This is a genomic window from Staphylococcus sp. GDX8P54P (genome assembly GCF_017893165.1).
GTDB classification, from domain to species: Bacteria; Bacillota; Bacilli; order Staphylococcales; family Staphylococcaceae; genus Staphylococcus; species Staphylococcus borealis.
This window is the reverse complement of sequence record NZ_JAESMM010000005.1, coordinates 197,737-215,893: the sequence shown is the minus strand read 5'-3', so window position 1 is coordinate 215,893 and position 18,157 is coordinate 197,737. Positions and strand designations below refer to the sequence as shown.

General features: G+C 32.5%; 27 protein-coding genes and 1 riboswitch. Of the genes, 14 read left to right on the top strand and 13 right to left on the bottom strand.

The window, feature by feature from the left end; genetic code table 11:
• Nucleotides 1-265 precede the first annotated feature (265 nt).
• The 7 genes from KA909_RS02140 to KA909_RS02110 form a co-directional block, all read right to left on the bottom strand.
• Nucleotides 266-1,081 (bottom strand): MetQ/NlpA family ABC transporter substrate-binding protein, encoded by an 816-nt coding sequence (locus tag KA909_RS02140; RefSeq protein WP_053029847.1) that lies wholly within the window; start codon nt 1,079-1,081, stop codon nt 266-268.
• Nucleotides 1,082-1,101: 20 nt separating this feature from the next.
• On the bottom strand, nt 1,102-1,797 hold the full coding sequence (locus KA909_RS02135) for a methionine ABC transporter permease (protein ID WP_075109416.1): 696 nt from the start codon (nt 1,795-1,797) through the stop codon (nt 1,102-1,104).
• Nucleotides 1,790-2,815 (bottom strand): methionine ABC transporter ATP-binding protein, encoded by a 1,026-nt coding sequence (locus tag KA909_RS02130; protein ID WP_193839598.1) that lies wholly within the window; start codon nt 2,813-2,815, stop codon nt 1,790-1,792. Before KA909_RS02130 ends, KA909_RS02135 begins: the two co-directional genes overlap by 8 nt.
• 86 nt (nt 2,816-2,901) lie before the next feature.
• Nucleotides 2,902-3,007: riboswitch (SAM riboswitch) on the bottom strand.
• Nucleotides 3,008-3,064: 57 nt separating this feature from the next.
• Nucleotides 3,065-3,361 carry a thioredoxin family protein gene (locus KA909_RS02125; protein WP_075109418.1) on the bottom strand — a complete coding sequence of 99 codons (297 nt, stop codon included), beginning with the start codon at nt 3,359-3,361 and terminating at the stop codon, nt 3,065-3,067.
• Nucleotides 3,354-3,740, bottom strand: coding sequence for a toprim domain-containing protein (locus tag KA909_RS02120; protein ID WP_053029854.1), 387 nt, complete (start codon nt 3,738-3,740; stop codon nt 3,354-3,356). Before KA909_RS02120 ends, KA909_RS02125 begins: the two co-directional genes overlap by 8 nt.
• A 190-nt stretch (nt 3,741-3,930) precedes the next feature.
• A complete protein-coding gene (gene gcvH, locus KA909_RS02115; RefSeq protein ID WP_053029855.1) occupies nt 3,931-4,311 on the bottom strand; it encodes a glycine cleavage system protein GcvH in 381 nt (126 codons plus the stop codon).
• A 114-nt stretch (nt 4,312-4,425) separates the two neighbouring features.
• Nucleotides 4,426-4,779, bottom strand: a complete 354-nt coding sequence (locus KA909_RS02110; RefSeq protein WP_053029856.1) for an arsenate reductase family protein — start codon at nt 4,777-4,779, stop codon at nt 4,426-4,428.
• A gap of 141 nt (nt 4,780-4,920) precedes the next feature.
• Between KA909_RS02110 and KA909_RS02105 the strand changes: the two genes are divergently transcribed.
• Entirely contained in the window at nt 4,921-5,244 is a 324-nt protein-coding gene (locus KA909_RS02105) for a thioredoxin family protein (protein ID WP_053029857.1), read from the top strand.
• Between the two features lie 725 nt (nt 5,245-5,969).
• Here the strand turns inward: KA909_RS02105 and KA909_RS02100 are convergent.
• Both KA909_RS02100 and aroD read right to left on the bottom strand, forming a co-directional pair.
• A complete protein-coding gene (locus KA909_RS02100) occupies nt 5,970-6,509 on the bottom strand; it encodes a nitroreductase family protein (protein WP_193839599.1) in 540 nt (179 codons plus the stop codon).
• A 70-nt stretch (nt 6,510-6,579) separates the two neighbouring features.
• A complete protein-coding gene (gene aroD / locus KA909_RS02095) occupies nt 6,580-7,305 on the bottom strand; it encodes a type I 3-dehydroquinate dehydratase (RefSeq protein WP_193839600.1) in 726 nt (241 codons plus the stop codon).
• A 163-nt stretch (nt 7,306-7,468) separates the two neighbouring features.
• Between aroD and KA909_RS02090 the strand changes: the two genes are divergently transcribed.
• From KA909_RS02090 to KA909_RS02080, 3 genes are all read left to right on the top strand, one after another.
• The gene (locus tag KA909_RS02090; protein ID WP_053029860.1) at nt 7,469-7,891 is read left to right on the top strand and encodes an organic hydroperoxide resistance protein; all 423 of its coding nucleotides are present in this window, start codon (nt 7,469-7,471) and stop codon (nt 7,889-7,891) included.
• 290 nt (nt 7,892-8,181) lie between these two features.
• Nucleotides 8,182-8,673, top strand: a complete 492-nt coding sequence (locus KA909_RS02085) for a GNAT family N-acetyltransferase (protein ID WP_193839601.1) — start codon at nt 8,182-8,184, stop codon at nt 8,671-8,673.
• A 120-nt stretch (nt 8,674-8,793) separates the two neighbouring features.
• Nucleotides 8,794-9,411: a LysE/ArgO family amino acid transporter gene (locus KA909_RS02080; protein ID WP_193839602.1), complete on the top strand. Its 618-nt coding sequence runs from the start codon at nt 8,794-8,796 to the stop codon at nt 9,409-9,411.
• 214 nt (nt 9,412-9,625) lie between these two features.
• Here KA909_RS02080 and KA909_RS02075 read toward each other — a convergent pair whose 3' ends face one another.
• A complete protein-coding gene (locus tag KA909_RS02075; RefSeq protein ID WP_193839603.1) occupies nt 9,626-10,234 on the bottom strand; it encodes a histidine phosphatase family protein in 609 nt (202 codons plus the stop codon).
• 226 nt (nt 10,235-10,460) lie between these two features.
• Here KA909_RS02075 and KA909_RS02070 point away from each other — a divergent pair, with 226 nt between their 5' ends.
• The gene (locus KA909_RS02070; protein WP_053029866.1) at nt 10,461-10,703 is read left to right on the top strand and encodes a hypothetical protein; all 243 of its coding nucleotides are present in this window, start codon (nt 10,461-10,463) and stop codon (nt 10,701-10,703) included.
• On the opposite strand, the gene KA909_RS02065 is transcribed toward KA909_RS02070, so the two are convergent.
• The gene (locus KA909_RS02065) at nt 10,695-10,898 is read right to left on the bottom strand and encodes a sterile alpha motif-like domain-containing protein (protein ID WP_053029867.1); all 204 of its coding nucleotides are present in this window, start codon (nt 10,896-10,898) and stop codon (nt 10,695-10,697) included. The two genes, KA909_RS02070 and KA909_RS02065, sit on opposite strands and share 9 nt — an antisense overlap.
• Nucleotides 10,899-11,448: 550 nt before the next feature.
• Here KA909_RS02065 and tsaA point away from each other — a divergent pair.
• From tsaA to lnsA, 3 genes are all read left to right on the top strand, one after another.
• Complete coding sequence (tsaA, locus tag KA909_RS02060) at nt 11,449-11,706, top strand: type II toxin-antitoxin system antitoxin TsaA (protein WP_210129909.1); 258 nt, start codon at nt 11,449-11,451, stop codon at nt 11,704-11,706.
• A 23-nt stretch (nt 11,707-11,729) separates the two neighbouring features.
• A complete protein-coding gene (tsaT, locus tag KA909_RS02055; RefSeq protein ID WP_053029869.1) occupies nt 11,730-11,918 on the top strand; it encodes a type II toxin-antitoxin system toxin TsaT in 189 nt (62 codons plus the stop codon).
• Nucleotides 11,919-12,032: 114 nt separating this feature from the next.
• Nucleotides 12,033-12,614 carry a lipoprotein N-acylation protein LnsA gene (lnsA, locus tag KA909_RS02050; protein ID WP_210129908.1) on the top strand — a complete coding sequence of 194 codons (582 nt, stop codon included), beginning with the start codon at nt 12,033-12,035 and terminating at the stop codon, nt 12,612-12,614.
• Between the two features lie 117 nt (nt 12,615-12,731).
• On the opposite strand, the gene KA909_RS02045 is transcribed toward lnsA, so the two are convergent.
• The gene (locus KA909_RS02045; protein ID WP_210129907.1) at nt 12,732-12,968 is read right to left on the bottom strand and encodes a hypothetical protein; all 237 of its coding nucleotides are present in this window, start codon (nt 12,966-12,968) and stop codon (nt 12,732-12,734) included.
• Between the two features lie 412 nt (nt 12,969-13,380).
• On the opposite strand from KA909_RS02045, the gene KA909_RS02040 reads away from it, so the two are divergent.
• On the top strand, nt 13,381-13,866 hold the full coding sequence (locus tag KA909_RS02040; protein WP_312883888.1) for a hypothetical protein: 486 nt from the start codon (nt 13,381-13,383) through the stop codon (nt 13,864-13,866).
• A gap of 251 nt (nt 13,867-14,117) precedes the next feature.
• Here the strand turns inward: KA909_RS02040 and KA909_RS02035 are convergent, their stop codons facing one another.
• Nucleotides 14,118-14,732 (bottom strand): GNAT family N-acetyltransferase, encoded by a 615-nt coding sequence (locus KA909_RS02035; protein WP_193839604.1) that lies wholly within the window; start codon nt 14,730-14,732, stop codon nt 14,118-14,120.
• Nucleotides 14,733-14,863: 131 nt separating this feature from the next.
• Here KA909_RS02035 and KA909_RS02030 point away from each other — a divergent pair, with 131 nt between their 5' ends.
• The 5 genes from KA909_RS02030 to KA909_RS02010 all read left to right on the top strand — a co-directional run bounded on the left by KA909_RS02030 (nt 14,864) and on the right by KA909_RS02010 (nt 17,530).
• A complete protein-coding gene (locus KA909_RS02030; protein ID WP_075109338.1) occupies nt 14,864-15,610 on the top strand; it encodes a poly-gamma-glutamate hydrolase family protein in 747 nt (248 codons plus the stop codon).
• 87 nt (nt 15,611-15,697) lie between these two features.
• On the top strand, nt 15,698-15,985 hold the full coding sequence (locus KA909_RS02025) for a hypothetical protein (protein WP_075109337.1): 288 nt from the start codon (nt 15,698-15,700) through the stop codon (nt 15,983-15,985).
• A gap of 60 nt (nt 15,986-16,045) precedes the next feature.
• Complete coding sequence (locus KA909_RS02020; RefSeq protein WP_053029879.1) at nt 16,046-16,270, top strand: hypothetical protein; 225 nt, start codon at nt 16,046-16,048, stop codon at nt 16,268-16,270.
• A gap of 127 nt (nt 16,271-16,397) precedes the next feature.
• Nucleotides 16,398-17,138, top strand: a complete 741-nt coding sequence (locus tag KA909_RS02015) for a hypothetical protein (protein ID WP_193839605.1) — start codon at nt 16,398-16,400, stop codon at nt 17,136-17,138.
• Nucleotides 17,139-17,353: 215 nt separating this feature from the next.
• Nucleotides 17,354-17,530, top strand: coding sequence for a hypothetical protein (locus KA909_RS02010; RefSeq protein ID WP_174841502.1), 177 nt, complete (start codon nt 17,354-17,356; stop codon nt 17,528-17,530).
• The last annotated feature ends 627 nt before the right edge of the window (nt 17,531-18,157 follow it).

The window sequence follows — 18,157 nt, the reverse complement described above, 5'->3', positions numbered from 1 at the left end:
TTAGTTAAGTAATGCTTATTTTAATGATAAGTACTTGACTAATCGTAGGAATAAGGGAGCGGGACAGAATTCTTTTGAATTCGTCGTCCACTCCTAGCTTGCTTTACTTGAAGCATTTCTTAATGAAATTCTCTTTGGTAGGGCTCCGCATCCTCAAGGTTGACTAGAACTGAAAAAGTTTAATTTAAGCGCTTTTTCAGTTCAGTCAGCTACTATGAATTTGCAAAATAGCATCATTATATTATTGATGTCCTAGCCTCTATGCTTACTTCGCTGGTACAACTGCACCTTTGTATTTATCTTTAATGAAGTCTTGAATCTCTTTAGATTGTAATACTTCCATTAAAGCTTTGATTTTTTCATCATCCTTATGTCCTTTTTGAACTGCAATTAAGTTTGCGTATGGGTTGTTGTTTGCTTTTTCAACAGCAATTGAATCTTTTTGTGGACTTAATCCTTGATCAATTGCATAGTTAGAGTTGATGATTGCAGCATCTACATCTTCGTTTTGATAGATTTTTGGAAGATATTCTGCTGATTGTTTACTGTTAAATTTAATGTCTTTTTTATTTTCAGTGATATCTTCGAATTTAGCATCTTCGATTTTTACACCTTTTTTGATTTTAATTAATCCTTCATCAACAAAGAATTTTAAGAAACGACCTTGCTCTGCTGGGTTATTTGAAACATATACTGTTGCACCTTTAGGAAGGTCTTTTAAACTTTTATATTTTTTAGAGTAAACAGCCATTGGTTCTAAGTGAACTTTACCTGCATCTTCAATTTTGTATCCTTTTTCTTTACTTTCAGTTTTTAAGTAAGGTACGTGTTGGAAATAGTTCGCGTCTAGTTCACCTTTATCTAACAATTTGTTTGGTGTTGTGTAATCGTTAATTGTTTTAATTTCTAGATCATAGCCCTTCTCTTTAAGTAAAGGTTTCGCTTTTTCTAGAATTTCAGCGTGTGGTGCTGGAGATGCACCTACAACGATTTTCTTATCTTTGTCACCACTACCATTGCCACAAGCTGCTAAAACGACAGTTAATGTTAGTACTAAAATTAAGCTTAAAAGTTTTTTCATTAAATCATTCCTCTTTTCTTTTAGCGTTTGTCAATTTTATTTGTAATCCAATCCCCAATAAATTGGATTATAAATACGATAATTAAAATAAATACAGTTGAAACTAAAATGACATCATTTTGGTTACGCGTAAATCCTGTTAAGTAAGCTAAGTTACCTAAACCACCTGCACCAATAACACCTGCAATTGCAGTAGATCCAACTAATGCGATTGCTGTTACGGTAATACCTGAAACGAGTGCTGGCATTGCTTCTGGTAATAGTACTTTACGAACAACCGTCCAAGTACTTGCTCCCATTGACCAAGCCGCTTCTATAACACCTTTATCTATCTCTTTAAAAGCAATTTCAACTAATCTTGCATAGAATGGCGCTGCGCCGATGACTAATGCTGGTAAAGCACCCGTTGGACCACTGATTGTTCCGAGTAAGACACTTGTAAATGGAATTAATAACAAGATTAAGATGATAAATGGAATTGCTCGGAACAGGTTAACTATAAATGAAACGATACTATAAAAGACTCTAGCACCTTTCGAATTACTCTTGGCTGATAGAAATAAAAGTACACCTAAAATCAAACCAAAAATAAATGCGAAAATCGTCGACACAATAGTCATATAAAGCGTTTCATAAATGGCTTGCCATACTTCTGGCCACTGGACGTTAGGCATTGTAATCATCTCTTTAAAAATATCACCGTATGATTTATCCATGCTTAACCACCTCCACATTTACATGTTGCTGATGTAAATCTTCTTTAAATGTCTCAAATTCTGTTTCAGCAATATGTGGTATGTGAACCACTAAGAAGCCTACTGCACCGCCACGTGTGTTTTTAATATTTGCCTCAAGAATATTGATATCAATGTTATGTGTTTTACTTATGTACGAAACAACGGGTTCTGTCGTATTATCACCATTGAAATTAAGTCTAACGATATAAGCATCTGAATCTAACGGTTCAAGATGTTGGATAGATTCTTCAAAATCATCATCTAAATCATCTTTCACGAAGCGTTTAGTCACTTCGTGTTGTGGATTTTCAAATACTTGCGTTACTTTACCTTGCTCTATCACACGTCCGCTTTCCATAACTGCTACTTCATCACAAACACGTCTGATAACGTGCATTTCATGTGTGATGATCACAATTGTAAGATTTTCGCGCGCTTTAATCTTTAACAGTAAGTCTAATATTTCATCTGTTGTTTGTGGGTCTAATGCACTAGTAGCTTCGTCACATAATAGAACATCTGGTGCGTTTGCCAAAGCTCGTGCGATGCCGACTCTTTGTTTCTGACCACCTGATAATTCAGAAGGATAAGCATTTTCTCGTCCCTTCAAACCAACAAGATCAATTAATTCTCGTGCTCTTTCAATTGCTTTACCTTTAGAGTATCCTGCAATTTCTAACGGGAACATAATATTGCGAAGTACCGTTCTTGACCATAATAAGTTAAAGTGTTGGAATACCATACTTACTTTTTGACGTTTTTTTCTTAATTCTGCTTTTGAAAGTTTGTTAATATTATCGCCATCTATAATAATATCGCCAGATGTAGGCGCTTCTAGATTATTGAACATTCTAATTAACGTACTTTTACCAGCACCAGAGAATCCGATAACTCCAAAAATAGAGCCCGTTTCTATATTTAAGTTAACGTGATCAACTGCTAGTACATCCTTATCTTTTGTGTGATAGCGTTTAACAACTTGATTTAACTCAATCACGTTTAGTGCCTCCTTAAAATTCATTATGTAATTAAAAAAATGCTTTCTCACTTTAGATTAAGTTGAGAAAGCATTGATTCATCTTTCTCTCATCTTCTAAAGTAATTAACTTTATGTGAATTGGCACCATTTCTAATATTAGACGGTTGCCGGGCTTCATAGGGCACATCCCTCCACCTCTCTTGATAAGAGTTTTCGCACTATTTAATTAATTTATATCCTACCATTGCACTATAATTTCGTCAACAATTATTTTAATTTTTCTAACAAATAAGGTACAGATTGAAATGCATAAATTCTATCTACCTCTATGTCCTTATTCATAACAATTAGAACAGGTACTGACATAATTTTGTTACGTTCACTATATTTAGGATGGTAATTCAAATCGATTTTTTTAACGGGTAAATGTAGTATTTCATTCGCAATATCGAGCATTCGCTCAGACATTTTACATGTACCACACATCGGTGTGTATCCGAAAATGAGGTGTTTATCTTTATTAAAATTCTCACTAATATCTTCAATTTCTATAGATTTACTCATGCATGATTACTAACCTTTCAGTCGTTAAATTGGGAATTAGACGTTTTTCTTTACGTACTGTAAAGCCATGTTTACTCAATACATGCGCAAGATAGTTCTTGGGACATCTAGCAACTTCACAATATGTTTTATCAACATAAATGTGTTCACATTCACTAAGATGACGTTTAAACCACTTTCTTATCTTTTCACCTTCGTCATCTGAATCTGCTAGCACAAAGACTTGCTTGTCATATAATGTTTCAATCATGTCATCTAATTTATCAATACTCATTGTACCATGCGTACAAATAATATTGATAGGTTCAGCGATGACTTGTTGTACTCTCTTCTTATCAGATTTGCCTTCAACAATTATAACTTTATTTAAAATTGCCATGTTAATCCACCTTCTAAGTCGATAATAAACAATCAGTTACTTCTTCACAGAACGCGCATACCTTAAACATCATTTACAATTACTTAACAATGTACGCAATTAAAGACGCCATACCAAACTGAGATGATTACTTTATAGATAAAAAGACAAAATAAAAACTCCATGATCGCAATCAAGGAGTTTAAATTAATTATTCACCAATCATTTCTTTATATTGATCAGCTGATAATAATTCATCTAATTGACTTTCATCGCTAAGTTCAACTTTAACCATCCATGCTTTCTCATATGGTGATTCGTTAACAAACTCAGGACTATCTTCTAATTCTTCATTTGATTCTACAACTTTACCAGATACTGGCGCATATAATTCAGAAACAGTTTTAACTGATTCTACACTACCAAAAGTATCCCCTTCGTTGATTTCATCATCAACTTCTGGTAATTCAACAAATACGATGTCACCTAATTCGCCTTGTGCGTATTCAGTGATACCAATTGTTACTGTGTTGCCTTCAACTTTTACCCATTCATGTTCTTTTGAATATTTTAATTCGCTCGGTACTGCCACGAGAATCCCCTCCTAAAAATAATTACAATTTAATGATGCCATACAGTAAGGTTTCATTCAACTATTAAAGTAAAAGTTACAATAATTTATATAAATAAAATTTGTAATTTTAAACTATAACCAAATTTCTTTGTATTGATCTTCTTTAAATCCTAATGTGATGTTTTCTCCAGAAATAGCTAGTGGTCGTTTAACTAACATGCCATCAGAAGCTAATAGATTTAATTTTTCATCAGTAGATAAATCTTTTAATTTATCTTTTAAACCTAATTCTCTATATTTTGCACCATGCGTATTAAATAGTTTATTAACTTCTACACCTGTTTTATCGATAATATCTTCAAACTCTTTTTTAGTTGGTGTGTGTTGTACAATGTCAATCGGTTCATAACTTACGCCATGCGCATCTAAAAATTTTGCTGCTTTTTTACAAGTTGTGCAATTTGAATATTGATAAAATTTAATCATTCAGATGTAACCTCCTATTTCGTCTTATTTTAAATATATCAGATAATCTATGTAAACGCTCTATATTTTAAGCTTAATTTTTCATTTAAAGTAAATTATTCGTTATAATACATTTAGTATTAATTAAAAGGAGCGTTTATTATGCAAAGTATTACTACAACTGATGCGTTTAAATCAACAATCGAAAGTGATAAACCCGTTATCGTTAAATTTGAAGCCGGTTGGTGTCCTGATTGTAAAGCAATGGATATGTGGATTGATCCAATCGTTGAAAAGTATAACGATTACGATTGGTACACTGTAAATCGTGATGAACTTGAAGATGTAGCTGCAGAAAATGATGTAATGGGTATCCCTAGTTTATTAGTATTTGAAAATGGTAATAAACGCGCACATTTACATTCTGCAAATGCTAAATCACCTGAGCAAGTAGAATCATTTTTAGACGAAACGTTTAATAAATAAGACGTAGCAACGAAAAATAATTTAAACATTTAGTCTTTATATTACGGCGTAGTTGACTGAACTTGAGATAAGTTTGTCTTTTGGTCAGCTTCTAACTCAAATAAGAGTCTGGGACATAATTCCTAGAGAAATAGCCAGTAAATGAGTTTTAACAAATTCATTTACTGGCTTCTTTATTTAGAATACTCCGTATTGTTGGCTCGCTTGCCCAACGTGCTTTGCTTGTAGAAACTGATTAACTCAGTTTCTCTGTGTTGGGGCCCTTCTTATGGGACAGCTTCAGCCTGTAGTCCTCTAAAGAAATTCTTAGATGAACATTTACTCATTCTGTTGTGATGCTTGCCTAGGGGGATGGGTCGAGCCGCGGTCTCGACACTTATCCTACTCCCTCAGGCGTCACACAACGTCATTCGTAGTTCATCTTTAGAATTTCTTACATAAGTGCGCTAGCACTTATGTTCATTAATAATCAACGCAAGAGTCTCGCCAAAATACTTTGTATTTAATAGAAATTGTCTTTATTTACTTATCCAAGAACTTTATGTCCCGGACTCTTATCGTTTTAGCAATAACTCACTGGTTTGAAAATGCGCTTAAATCAATTTCTTTCAAACCTAGTCATGATTGCCACCGTGCCCAAGTGAAGAAAATTTTATCAAGAAATTCTCTTTCCTAAAGAGGGACGACGAATTTATTTTACTTCTGTCCCACTCTCTCCGTTCATTCTAATACTTAGAAATTAAATGTTTATTTTTACGTGATGCTTTTGGTGGCACTTCTTCTAAATCTGTTAAATATAGGAAACCTGCAATAATTTCGTCTCCTTGTACACCAAATACTTTTCGAACTTTAGGTTCAAAAATATAAGGTGGTGTCTTCCAACATGTACCAATACCTTGTTCATGCAATAGTAGCATTAAATTTTGAGCATACGCACCCATCGCAAAGAAGTTTTCGCGATTTTGTCGTTGTCTTGGATCTGTTTTAAGCACGAGTACTAACATGCCACCCAAATTAGTCACATTCTGGTAGTGGTCTTCTTGTTTATCAGGGTCATTTGGAAAAGCAAAATGCGTAACATCTCTACTCATCTCCCCTAATCTATCCTTAGCTATATGGATAATTCTCCATGGTTCTCGCATTCCATGATTTGGAGCATCTGCTGCTTTCTCAATCGCTTGATAAAGCTTATTATCATCTATAGTCATATCATGTTTGAATTTCTTAATACTTCTTCTTGAAGCAATTGCTTCTTGTAGTTCCACAATTATCGCCCCTTATTATTGATAATTCTTCTCAATTATAAAACCTTTACCACTTAATTTCAAATGTCTATTAATGATTCTCATAAAATAGTAATTGCTGTTTTAAACGATTGATATGTATTTGTCCTGGCGCTTGAGGTTCACCTAAACATCCATATGATACTGTACCACCAAATACACCTTGCGCAGTTCTACTCACTAAACCAGTACTAGACATTGAAATACCAATCACTTTCGCATCTAATGTATCTGCACTTGCTGCCATTGCTTCAAGTAACGTAACCACATCTTCTTTGCCATGAGGCATCACAGCAATTTTGACATAATCAGGATTGAATTGATTCATTTTATAATAAGTAAATTTTAATATATCTGTTTCAGGCGTTTCTTCAAAATTGTGATATGAAATGACAACTTGTTTATTGTTTTGATGTGCTAAGTTGACTAAATCTCGGTATGCACTGACATCACAATCACTATCCCATTCAATATCAATCATATGGCAATGATGACCTTTGATAATGTTGTTCAATAAAGCCATGTAGCTTTCATACGACATTTCACCTTGGCCACCTTGTGACAGCGTACGATATGTTACTAAAACTTTAACGCTCAAATTCATATCTTGTAGACGCTTGAGATTGGATTCAAGTAACTCAAGATGTTGTTGTTTCCATTGATCAATTCGTAATTCTAGTATATCCATATCTTCACTAAAGACCTGAATATCATCTAGTGTTGCTGTATCCAATAATTGATTCGGAGCTACTGTTGCAGCCACTTCAACGTTAGTCATAAAGTTTCCTTCTTCCTAAATTAAACTTGCATTTATTTTAAACTATTGTCAGTCTATCTCCAACCTCAAGTAACTTACTTTATCGATTAATTTACTATTTAATGATTTAATATTTTATAAATGGGTAGATAATGATTGTATACGAATTTAGGAGGTAATAATAATGGCAGTTCAATATGAAACAAAAGCAACAAACGTTGGTGGACGTAAAGGACATGTAAACACTGACGATAATGCAATAAATGTAGATGTATTACCACCACAACAAGCGGACGGAAAAGCAACTAACCCTGAACAATTATTTGCAGCTGGTTACGCTTCATGCTTTAATGGTGCATTTGACCTTATCTTAAAACAAAATAAAGTGCGTGGCGCTGAGCCAGAAGTAACTTTAACTGTACGCCTTGAAGATGATCCTGATGCAGAAAGTCCAAAACTAAGTGTAGCAATCGATGCTAAAGTAAAAAATGTATTATCTCAAGAAGACGCTGAAAAATATTTACAAGATGCACATGAATTCTGTCCATATTCTAAAGCAACACGTGGTAATATCGACGTTGACTTAAATGTGGAAGTTGTAGAATAATTGCATTTTAAATAAATAGACAAATAATTAATTTAATCACTTGTCTTAGCTTTAGACACAAAAATTCTTTTTTCTAGAATTTTTGTGTCTTCTTTTTTTGTGAAATTTTCAGATTTAAGTTATTCTATAAATACAGTAAATAAATAACTTTATAAAACATTTATACATATTAAATCTCAAATAGTTTATAATAAAATTGTTTTTACATCAATTTTTTTGAGCTTGACCTATTAATCATACAAATTTTGCGATTATAGAACTGTGACCTATGATAGGTATAGGAGGACATAATGACAACGATTCGTATACTAAAACAAAATGACTTAGCATATTATACTCAATTATTATCAAGCAATTCCCACACTTATTCATGGGATAAAGTATACCTCGAGAATATCTCTAATGATGACCTGAATCAAATACTTTCTGATGATGAAGCATTTTGTAATATAATCGGTGCATTCAAGGATGATAAACTTGTTGCATGTGTGACATTACGTCAGTTAAAACAAGTTGGAACTTCTCATAAAGCCATTCTAGAGAATTTATTCTTTCTTGATAAAAAGGATGAAACAACACTTCAAGATTTAATGAAAGCTGCTTTAGATCATGCCAAATCTCGTAATATCGAAAAACTAATGACATGTGTGACGTCTAATAACATTACCGGTAAAATCTTTTTCTCAACTTTAGGATTTGAAACATTAGGACTTGAAGCGAAATCTTCAAAAATTGGTGATGACTATTTTGATGTACATTGGTTATTATATGATATTGTCTAACCCTTTTTCATAATTGCTTAACATTTTTCTAGACATTTCATATGTGACCTTTATAATGAATTTTATATTCTAAATTTTCAGAATTTGTTGATTCAAAATTGCTTATATGTGGGGTATAAAATGATACAAGCTGTTATACACGGGCTCTTATTGGCAATAGGCTTAATACTACCTTTAGGTGCCCAAAATATATTTGTCTTTAACCAAGGTGCTAATCAAACGAAATTTCGGCGTGCACTGCCTGCTGTAATTACAGCTGGACTATGTGATTCTTTACTCATAGTATTAGCTGTCATAGGTGTATCTTTAATCCTTATGTCATTTCCATTGCTCCAAATTGTAGTATACATCATTGGATTAATATTTCTACTATATATGGCATGGTCATTGTGGCATGAGCAAAGTACGCATTTAGATGATCAGAGGGGAATCTCACCTGCTAAGCAAATAAGCTTCGCCCTTTCTGTTTCACTCCTTAATCCACATGCAATTATGGATACAATTGGAGTGATTGGTACAAGTGCCTCTGCCTACACCGGTTCTGAAAAGATAGCTTTTACTATAGCGACGATTAGTATTTCATGGTTGTGGTTTATCTTTTTAGCAATTGCTGGACGCAGTGTGGGTCACTTTGATAAGTCAGGTCGATTATTGATAATATTAAATAAAATATCAAGCATTATCATTGTTATCGTTGCATTAATGATACTTCAAAAAATGTTCCATTTACTATTTTAAAAGTGCTGTTGTATATGCGCTAAGGACTCATTCTAAATAGCACACTAAAAAGGGGGAGGGACATAAGTAATATAATAATGCTATTTAGCAAATTCGCAGTAGCTGACTGAACTGAGAAGGCGCTTAAATAAAGCTTTTCTCAGTTCTAGTCATCCTTGCGGGGGTGGGACGACGAATTCAAAAGAATTCTGTCCCACTCCCTTCATGAACCAATTTAATTTTCATGTTTAGAAATATCACCATTTTCTGGATCAATTTTTTCTATAAATTGAAATGCGTTATTGTCATATGTAAATTTTAAAATATGACAATTTCCAATAAAGTATTGCGTTGCTGCTACATCTCCAATAACTTTTCTTAAAAAAACATCAAGTGTCGTTCCGTGACTGACAACTAAATTAGTATCACTATCTGTGGTACGCATAATTTCGGTTAAAGTGCCGATAAAACGCGCCTCAACTTCTTCCTTAGATTCTCCGTCAAACACAACCAAACGGTCTCCAAATGCATCTTCGACATCATAATTTGAATTTAATAAATCATTACTTTCCCCTTCTAAAATCCCAAAATGCCATTCTTTAAGTCCCTTTAGGCGCTTATAGTCTTGATCAGGTACAACACATTCTAACGTATCACATGCACGTTCCGAACTTGATGAATATAAATTTCCAAATGAAATGTGATGTGCCTCAAAATATTGACTTGCTTGTTTAGCTTGAGCGATGCCTAAGTTTGTTAGAGGAGAGTCACTTGCCCCTTGCACCTTGCCTCTTAGATTAAACATTGTTTGTCCATGTCTCATTAAATAGAGTGTTTTTACCATTATATACACCTCAAACGTAAATTTTGCTTCTAATCATTCACTTTTATCGATAGTGTTACTAGTTACTACTAATGCTTAAGCACAATTGAATTTTCGAGTAATAGTATACATTAATTTTTTAATTTTCAAAAACAAGAACATCGAAAAAATTTATAAAGTGGTTTGAATACCGTCATGATGGGTATAAATTATTATAAGATTCACAATTCTAAAAGGAGTGTCATTGATGAGCAATCATAATGAATATAATTATGTTAATCCAAATAAGCTCTCGTTAGATTGGGAATGTTTAATCATAAGCAAAACAGACATGTTATTAGATGGTGTTCCTCAAGAATTAATTAATTCTTGGATGGACAGAAATATTATTGAACCTTTTTCAATAAAAAATAATGAAATTAACTTTAAAACTAAAGATGTGTGGAATGCGTTAAACACGCAAAATTGGTATTACGCTCACTCAAATTAATTTATATAAACTTATTGCTCTATTTGTACTTTCAATAAGTTGGTGATCGACGTAGTTTGACATAACGTACGCTCTAATGACTTGATTATTTCGTTCATGTTTCGGAAACTCACCGTCATTCTCGATATACTGAGCTAAACTTCCAAGAGGCGTATCATCGTTAATAAACCCAATTACAAAATCATAAAATGTCATAGTTCCCCCTCCTCAGTTTAATTATGCTTTCTTTGAATATTTCATTATTAATTTTGTCTAAACATATAATATAACTCAACTTTAATATGTAATTAGCATTTATTTTGCTTATTTGTAGTATATAATGTCTTACATTTAATATACTGTTTAAGATTATTAAATCATTAACCCAATAAATAATCACTAAATTTATCATTTATTTAATGGTATCTTGTTGTAATTGTTACAATTAAGTGAATCATTCGAGGTGCGTTTATTTAATTGTGCAGCATATATGAATTTGAAAATAACTATTCAACTCAATTTTCAATTTAATAAGAGATATGATGTCAACCGTTGCTTTATAGCGGTTGGCTTTTTGTATTTACAAATGTTGTCATATTAGTTTGATATTCATTATTGCTTACTTTCCAAATATAAGCAACTAAATTTTTACCAAATTTCAATATTAAGATAAAAACATTTAATTACTTTGATTAACTCGTGTTACCGGTATAAAATAAATGATATGATGTTAGTAAGTTTAACGAATTATAAAGAGGTGACACCCATGAATAATAATAAAATTTTTTGGATAAATATTTTTATGACACTTTTATTTCTGGGCTTTAATATCGTTGTCACCTATAATCCAGATTTAGATGATTTCTTTTGGCTAGTTCCAGGACTTACGGTTAATGGCATTACCATTATATTAAGTTTGAGCACTGCCCTTATTTGTAAGAACATAGTTAGCGAAGTGATTTTTCTAATTAATATTGTTATGCTTCTATACTACATTTATCCTATGGTATATACATTTTTTTAAATTAATATTTAGGAGGCTTACACATGAGTTTGCATTTAACCATATTATTATGGCTCGGGATCATTTTCGTAGTAGCAGCCTCAATTATATTGGGCTTATTACTTAAATCTAAAAAAGAAGAACGCAAAGAATCATACTTAGGCTTTACCGTCATATTTTATATTTTCGGATTTGCATTATTAATCTATGTATTCATATTCGGTATATTATAGCGGTGAATTAGGGAGTGTGACAGGAATCTTATTACATTCATTGTCGCACGCCTTTTTTATTATTATCTATATGCAATATTCATAAATATTTAATAATTACTAAGGAGTACAAAAATGAAATGTCTAATTTCTTCATTTATAAAAATACAATTAGTAATATTAATTACTTTTCTACCTTATTCGACGCATGCAATCGCGCATACAGATGATACAAAAGTACTCTCTCCAACCGAAGATGATTTTGATTTACAGCCAGGTGATATCATACTTACTAAGGGGCCAGTTTTATTTGGATTCTTTGGACATTCAAGTATTGCATTAGATCATGATACTGTTTTACAAATAGAAGGTCCAGGTGATGAACCCATTACTGAATCCTTCCATTCTTTCAAACAACGATTTGGTGAAGGAAAGGATGATTGGATTAAAATTTATCGTTGTACTATGCCAGGTGCTGGAGAGAAAGCTGCCAAGTGGGCTGAAACGCACTATAAAGATACAGATAAAACCTATTTAGTCACTTTAAATCTTAAGAGCGAAAGATTTACATACTGCACTAAAATTATTTATCAGGCATACAAATATGGTGTAAGTAAAAATGCTATTAATGAACATGGATTACTTATCATTTCCCCTTATACCCTAGTAGACAACTTCACCGATGATTACCAACTCCAATTAGTTAAACAATACTAAATAGATATCGCAAGGGAGTGTGACAGAAATAAAATTTTTTCAAATTTTATTTCGTTGTACTACTGCTAACATATAGTTGTAGCCTGAGACATCGATTGTTGTCTCAGGCTTTTTGGATTACACTGTTTCTTTGAAATAATTAATGAAATGCTCGTTTTCTTCTAATAATTCAATATACGAAATAGAACTAAACGGGATAATACGTGTACAATTTTTTAGCGGATAGATAATAATTTCATTTTCATAATCTAAATGAATATCATTTTCCATCACCATTTTTTTAGTACCTACCACAATCGCAATGGCTTTAAAATCATTGTTATCAAAGTACCTTTTTAATAATTTTTTATTCATGTTATCTCACATCCTATTCACTTCATATTTACCATTATTTTGTAAAATATCAGTGAAGTTACTGTATGTTTTATGTAAATTTGTTTTTGAAAATATTTTCAAAAAATAAAAACATTCAATATCTATTTCATTATAAAATAATAATATATTAAATTTAGGAGTGACTATATTGAAAAAAGTTTTATTTACATTATTATTAAGCCTATTTCTATTAGCAGGCTGTAGCTTTTCAAACTAAGACAAGGAAAACGATCATTCTAAGTCTAAGACAACATCTCAAGATAACAAAGATAATGATAAAGAGAAAGACAATCAACAGTCTAGTGCTAAATCGTCAAATAAAGATGCGCAAAGTGATCATCCATCCACGCAACAAAGTAATGACGACCACTCGTCTAATAAACAAGACTCAGTGTCCCAAGACACTAAGCAAATTGATGTTCAAAATATAACTGATCGAGCAACATTAGAAACAGTGATTTATAGTAATAACTATACTGAAATAGAAAAAATTGCTGCATACAATAGCGCGGTAGCTAATGGCGTCATTCCTCAAGGTAATGTGATGGAAGGTCCTGCAAGCGCTGCATACGAAAGCTCATTACGCGTTGAACGTGGACAAGAAAAATCAATTTATGATCAATCAAACCAAACTTCTGAGACAGATGATATAGATGATCCTAATGCAGAAATCAATGCTGCCACTAATGAGGATGAGTATGTTGACGCTTTGAGAAAGAAATATAACGGTGGCTTATCTTCAGGAGAACTTCAAACAAAACACGCCATTGAAGAAGGTTATTATGATGGTGATGATGCTGATGAAGTATATGAAACAATTCAACAACGCGAACAAGATATAGCTAACGGTAAATATGATAAGTACAAGCGTAATTAGTAAAAATTGAGTTGAATAGACATAGAGAGTAGCTAACATGAGGCTAGGACATTATAAAATGTTTCAGCTTCCTTGTTATCTTGGCAATCGCTAATTGATTTGAAAATGCGCTTAAATCAAGCATTATTCAAACCTAGTCATCCTTGACGGCGAGGCCCCAGCAAAGAGCATTTCACTAAGAAATTCTACAAGTTAAGCAAGCTGAGTACGGATAAAGCATTTACTTGATTCCTCTCCCGCACCCGATGATGTTATGCTTTATTTACTTCTTTTCTCATTTTATAAAGATAGTATGGTTTATGATTAATTTCTCCAACAATTTCAAATCCCATTTTTTGATACAATTTCAATGCTGCTTTATTATCTTTCACTACTGTTAACGATAGTTTACTAAATCCTGATGCTTTAGCTTTTTGTTCTGCAACATTTATAAGTTGTTGACCGACACCTTTCCCTCTGGCATTAGGCATCGTCGCTAGCATACTAATATGATATTCATCTTCGTTGCCTTCATCCATCGTAACAAGTGAATAAAACGATTTTGGGTGTGTGATGATAGACTTGAAGGGTTTAATTTTATTCATTGAAATAATTTGAAGTACGGTTGGTATCAACGCCTCATCAATTTGTTTTAAAGGACTGCACGTGATTGCACCAAGAACTTGGTCACCTTCTAAAGCCACAAATGACATATCATGACTAAATCGATTCGCATGATTTTGCCATAATCGTTGTAAGTCTTCAACAATTTCTTTATCTTTAGATTTACCTAGTATAATCGGGGCCATGTCGTCTATTGCCGCATATATTAATTGTCCCCCTTCTTGATGATGCGGTTGTGCTGATTGAATAGTTAATTTAGTCAATGTTATTCCTCCCTATTTAACTATTTACTTATTTTTTAAAATTAAACAATATTTGAGCTTATGAGTAATATAATTTATAATATAAAAGTTAATTTACACATTTTATTATTTCATTTAAAAAGGAAGGTCGTATGAGAAAAAGAAAAAACTGGTATTCAAAAGTATATTATTTATTTGTTACTGTCTTAATTATTGCTATTATAGCGATTGCATTTATACTCTATAAAACGCGTGAAGAAAAACAAAATCGCTCACTAGATTATTATTCAAATTTTCAAGAATTAAAAGATGATACAACAGAAGGTAAAGACTGGCGTGTTAAAACAAAAAACCGCAAAGATAATCACATCCTTGTTACGGCCATTCACGGTGGCGGTATTGAACCGGGTACGACTGAACTCGCTCGTCGTGTGGCCAATCTAGGTAACTATGATTTTTATACTTTTGAAGGATTAATGCCTAAACATAATGAACGTTTGCATATTACTTCAACTGTATTTGATGAACCAACCCTCTTAAAAATGTTGGACCACTCCGAAGAGACTATATCCATTCATGGCTATGCAGGTGAAGATCCAATTGTTTACGTTGGCGGCAAAGATAAACAATTAGCCAAATCAATAACAAAATCATTAAAACGTAAAGGTTTCACAGTTCAAAAGAGTCCTAAAGGTGTTGAGGCAACATCATCCTCCAATATCATTAATAGAAATGACAATGATACCGGCGTACAACTTGAATTAACAACCGGACAACGTGCACTGTTTTTTAAAGATAAACAACTGGATCAACAAACAAGATCGAATCCAGACAACTACACCCGTACGTTCTACAAATTTGCCAAAGCAGTTAATCAAGGCATCGAAAACGCTCAATAATCTATTCTCAGGTGCTAAGCTACCCTCACTACGTTTTCACCCCTATTTAAATTGGGTATAAAGTACTATAGTGAGGGGGAACGTGTTATGTTAGAAACATTAACTCAAGAACAAAAATATACAATAGCGAAATTTTATAAATTATATATGGAACGTTCTAATGAAGGTCAGTCAGAAAATGAAGCAAATTATTTTGGTAATAGTATAAAAACACAAGACGATTATTTCTGTGATCGTGAATATGATGATTTTTTAGAGAATTGTAAAGTACTCATTGATTATGGTTATCTAGATGGACAACTAACAGCAGATAGAATTGACGATATTACGATTACTAACAAAGCTTTCACGGAGATAGAACAAAGTTTTAAATAATTAAACCGCTACGTTAGACTATGACTAACGTAGTTTTATTTTTATGAAAAAGGTGAATATATGACTAACTGGAAAATTAATAATCAATCACATAGACAATTAATGGTTCAAGCATATGAAAATGAAATCTCTATAGTTGAACCTTATCATAATGGTGCATTTAGAATATTAGCAGAAATCGACTTAAATCAAACATCGAATGAAACACAACTTAATGATGAAAAACTATATGTTTCTGTCAGCAAAGAGAATGAGGAGATTAACATTTACGATAGAGTCAATTAATGTGATACATAAAGCCTTTACACTACTGTTTTCAAATAGTAATTAGATGTTAATTACAAGGTAATATGTATTTAATAATATGTGTAGTACAATACAATTAATAATGTAAATTAAATGGAGGTAGCCTATGGAGAAACTGTTGTTCTATACAGGCACGGTATTATTAATCATAGCGATTATTTTAATTTTATTCGCTATTGTGGCAGTTTTTAAAAATAAAAACTATTTAAAATATTTCGCAATGGCTATTACGATTATTTTACTTAGCATGCTTGCTTTAGGCATTCATAAAATGATTGAAAGTAACAATCCATCTGAAAATCACGCAACACAATCTAAAGAGGATAAATCGTCTAAAGAAAAAGATAAAGATAAGGATAAACAAAGCAAAGACAAAAAAGATAATAACAACGATAAAGATGATAGTAATGTTACTCAAGAAGAACAAAATCGCTCTGAAGAAACATCAGCTAATAATGAAACAAATACTCAAGAACAGCAAGACACACAACAAGAACAACCAACCGCTGAACAATCAACTAATGAAACACCTTCTACACAACAAGGAACTACACAAAACAATGCAGTCAATAATCAAAATTCAAATCAATCAAACAACTCAAACCAATCTTATAATCAAAATGGCAGAAATATAAATAACAACTCTAATAATGGCGATCACAACAGTTCAAACGAGAATGCTACTACAGACAACAACTCAAGTGCTGAAGACCAGTCAAATGCTGAAAATCAAGCAGATGATAATCAGGTCCAAAGTTATTCTGTAGATAGTGCAAATGGACAGTTTAGAAGTAATGATACATCAGCAGAAAGTAATACTAATGAGACAGTTAATAGTACAAATTAATTAATAGTGAAATAGTGTGTTTTCTATATTCACTGTAACTAGCCTTGTCACTCAGTGAATGAGATAACAATGACGTAGCTTATCTCATTTATTCGATTTAATTGAATTTATAAATTATTATTAACTGTTGAATTTTTAGAAAAGTGTGACATACTTATATTAATATTATTTATATCAATTAGATATTAAATATAATTAAACAAAGGGTGACACATATGAAAAAAGTAGCTTTTGTACTGCTTTCAAGTTTTTTATTATTAGGGGCATGCGGTAATAATGATGACCCAGTAGACAATGTTAAGAAAAGTTCTGACAAAAAAGACAATCCTAACGCGCATAAAGACAAAGGCGAATCAGATCGTACAGATGGTAAAAAAATTAACGATAACTAATAGCAAAACTAGCATTTACGTGTTTCATTTATTGAAACAGTAAATGCTAGTTTTTTTGTTTTTACATATGCCTAAAACGATACGTTGACTTACTTTCAATTGTGATCTTTATCAAATAATTTTCCGACATCTTTTAATAAATCTTTACTTCCTAGCCATGTAGAAAGAGATGACATCATAAAACTAATCGCTTTCGTTAATAATTCCATATTTCAACAGCTCCTTTACTAACGAGTTGTCTTAGTTCATCATGCTGACTTTAGTCTGCTTACTATATATACCACATCGAAATTGGATGTAACATCATTGAAGCGTGGTGCAAAATTTTAAATCCTTTTTAACCCCAGCTTGCTTTGCTTGTAGAATTTCTTTATGAAATTCTCGTTGCTGGGGCCCCGAACCCCAGCTTTCTCTACTCGTGGAATTTCTTTTCGAAATTCTCTTTGCTGGGGCCCCGAACCACAGCTTTCTCTACTCGTGGCATTTCTTTTCGAAATTCTCGTTGCTGGGGCCCCGAACCACAGCTTGCTTTGCTTGTAGAATTTCTTTATGAAATTCTCTTTGCTGAGGACCGACTTTACTGAGAAAAGCTTAATTTAAGTATCTTATCAATTCAGTCAGCTACTG

Coding starts and splice junctions, on each gene's coding strand:
- KA909_RS02140 (WP_053029847.1), bottom strand. CDS start 1,081: ATGAAAAAACTTTTAAGCTTAATTTTAGTACTAACATTAACTGTCGTT.
- KA909_RS02135 (WP_075109416.1), bottom strand. CDS start 1,797: ATGGATAAATCATACGGTGATATTTTTAAAGAGATGATTACAATGCCT.
- KA909_RS02125 (WP_075109418.1), bottom strand. CDS start 3,361: ATGAGTAAATCTATAGAAATTGAAGATATTAGTGAGAATTTTAATAAA.
- KA909_RS02120 (WP_053029854.1), bottom strand. CDS start 3,740: ATGGCAATTTTAAATAAAGTTATAATTGTTGAAGGCAAATCTGATAAG.
- KA909_RS02110 (WP_053029856.1), bottom strand. CDS start 4,779: ATGATTAAATTTTATCAATATTCAAATTGCACAACTTGTAAAAAAGCA.
- KA909_RS02105 (WP_053029857.1), top strand. CDS start 4,921: ATGCAAAGTATTACTACAACTGATGCGTTTAAATCAACAATCGAAAGT.
- aroD (WP_193839600.1), bottom strand. CDS start 7,305: ATGACTAACGTTGAAGTGGCTGCAACAGTAGCTCCGAATCAATTATTG.
- KA909_RS02090 (WP_053029860.1), top strand. CDS start 7,469: ATGGCAGTTCAATATGAAACAAAAGCAACAAACGTTGGTGGACGTAAA.
- KA909_RS02085 (WP_193839601.1), top strand. CDS start 8,182: ATGACAACGATTCGTATACTAAAACAAAATGACTTAGCATATTATACT.
- KA909_RS02080 (WP_193839602.1), top strand. CDS start 8,794: ATGATACAAGCTGTTATACACGGGCTCTTATTGGCAATAGGCTTAATA.
- KA909_RS02075 (WP_193839603.1), bottom strand. CDS start 10,234: ATGGTAAAAACACTCTATTTAATGAGACATGGACAAACAATGTTTAAT.
- KA909_RS02070 (WP_053029866.1), top strand. CDS start 10,461: ATGAGCAATCATAATGAATATAATTATGTTAATCCAAATAAGCTCTCG.
- KA909_RS02065 (WP_053029867.1), bottom strand. CDS start 10,898: ATGACATTTTATGATTTTGTAATTGGGTTTATTAACGATGATACGCCT.
- tsaA (WP_210129909.1), top strand. CDS start 11,449: ATGAATAATAATAAAATTTTTTGGATAAATATTTTTATGACACTTTTA.
- tsaT (WP_053029869.1), top strand. CDS start 11,730: ATGAGTTTGCATTTAACCATATTATTATGGCTCGGGATCATTTTCGTA.
- lnsA (WP_210129908.1), top strand. CDS start 12,033: ATGAAATGTCTAATTTCTTCATTTATAAAAATACAATTAGTAATATTA.
- KA909_RS02045 (WP_210129907.1), bottom strand. CDS start 12,968: ATGAATAAAAAATTATTAAAAAGGTACTTTGATAACAATGATTTTAAA.
- KA909_RS02030 (WP_075109338.1), top strand. CDS start 14,864: ATGAGAAAAAGAAAAAACTGGTATTCAAAAGTATATTATTTATTTGTT.
- KA909_RS02025 (WP_075109337.1), top strand. CDS start 15,698: ATGTTAGAAACATTAACTCAAGAACAAAAATATACAATAGCGAAATTT.
- KA909_RS02020 (WP_053029879.1), top strand. CDS start 16,046: ATGACTAACTGGAAAATTAATAATCAATCACATAGACAATTAATGGTT.
- KA909_RS02015 (WP_193839605.1), top strand. CDS start 16,398: ATGGAGAAACTGTTGTTCTATACAGGCACGGTATTATTAATCATAGCG.
- KA909_RS02010 (WP_174841502.1), top strand. CDS start 17,354: ATGAAAAAAGTAGCTTTTGTACTGCTTTCAAGTTTTTTATTATTAGGG.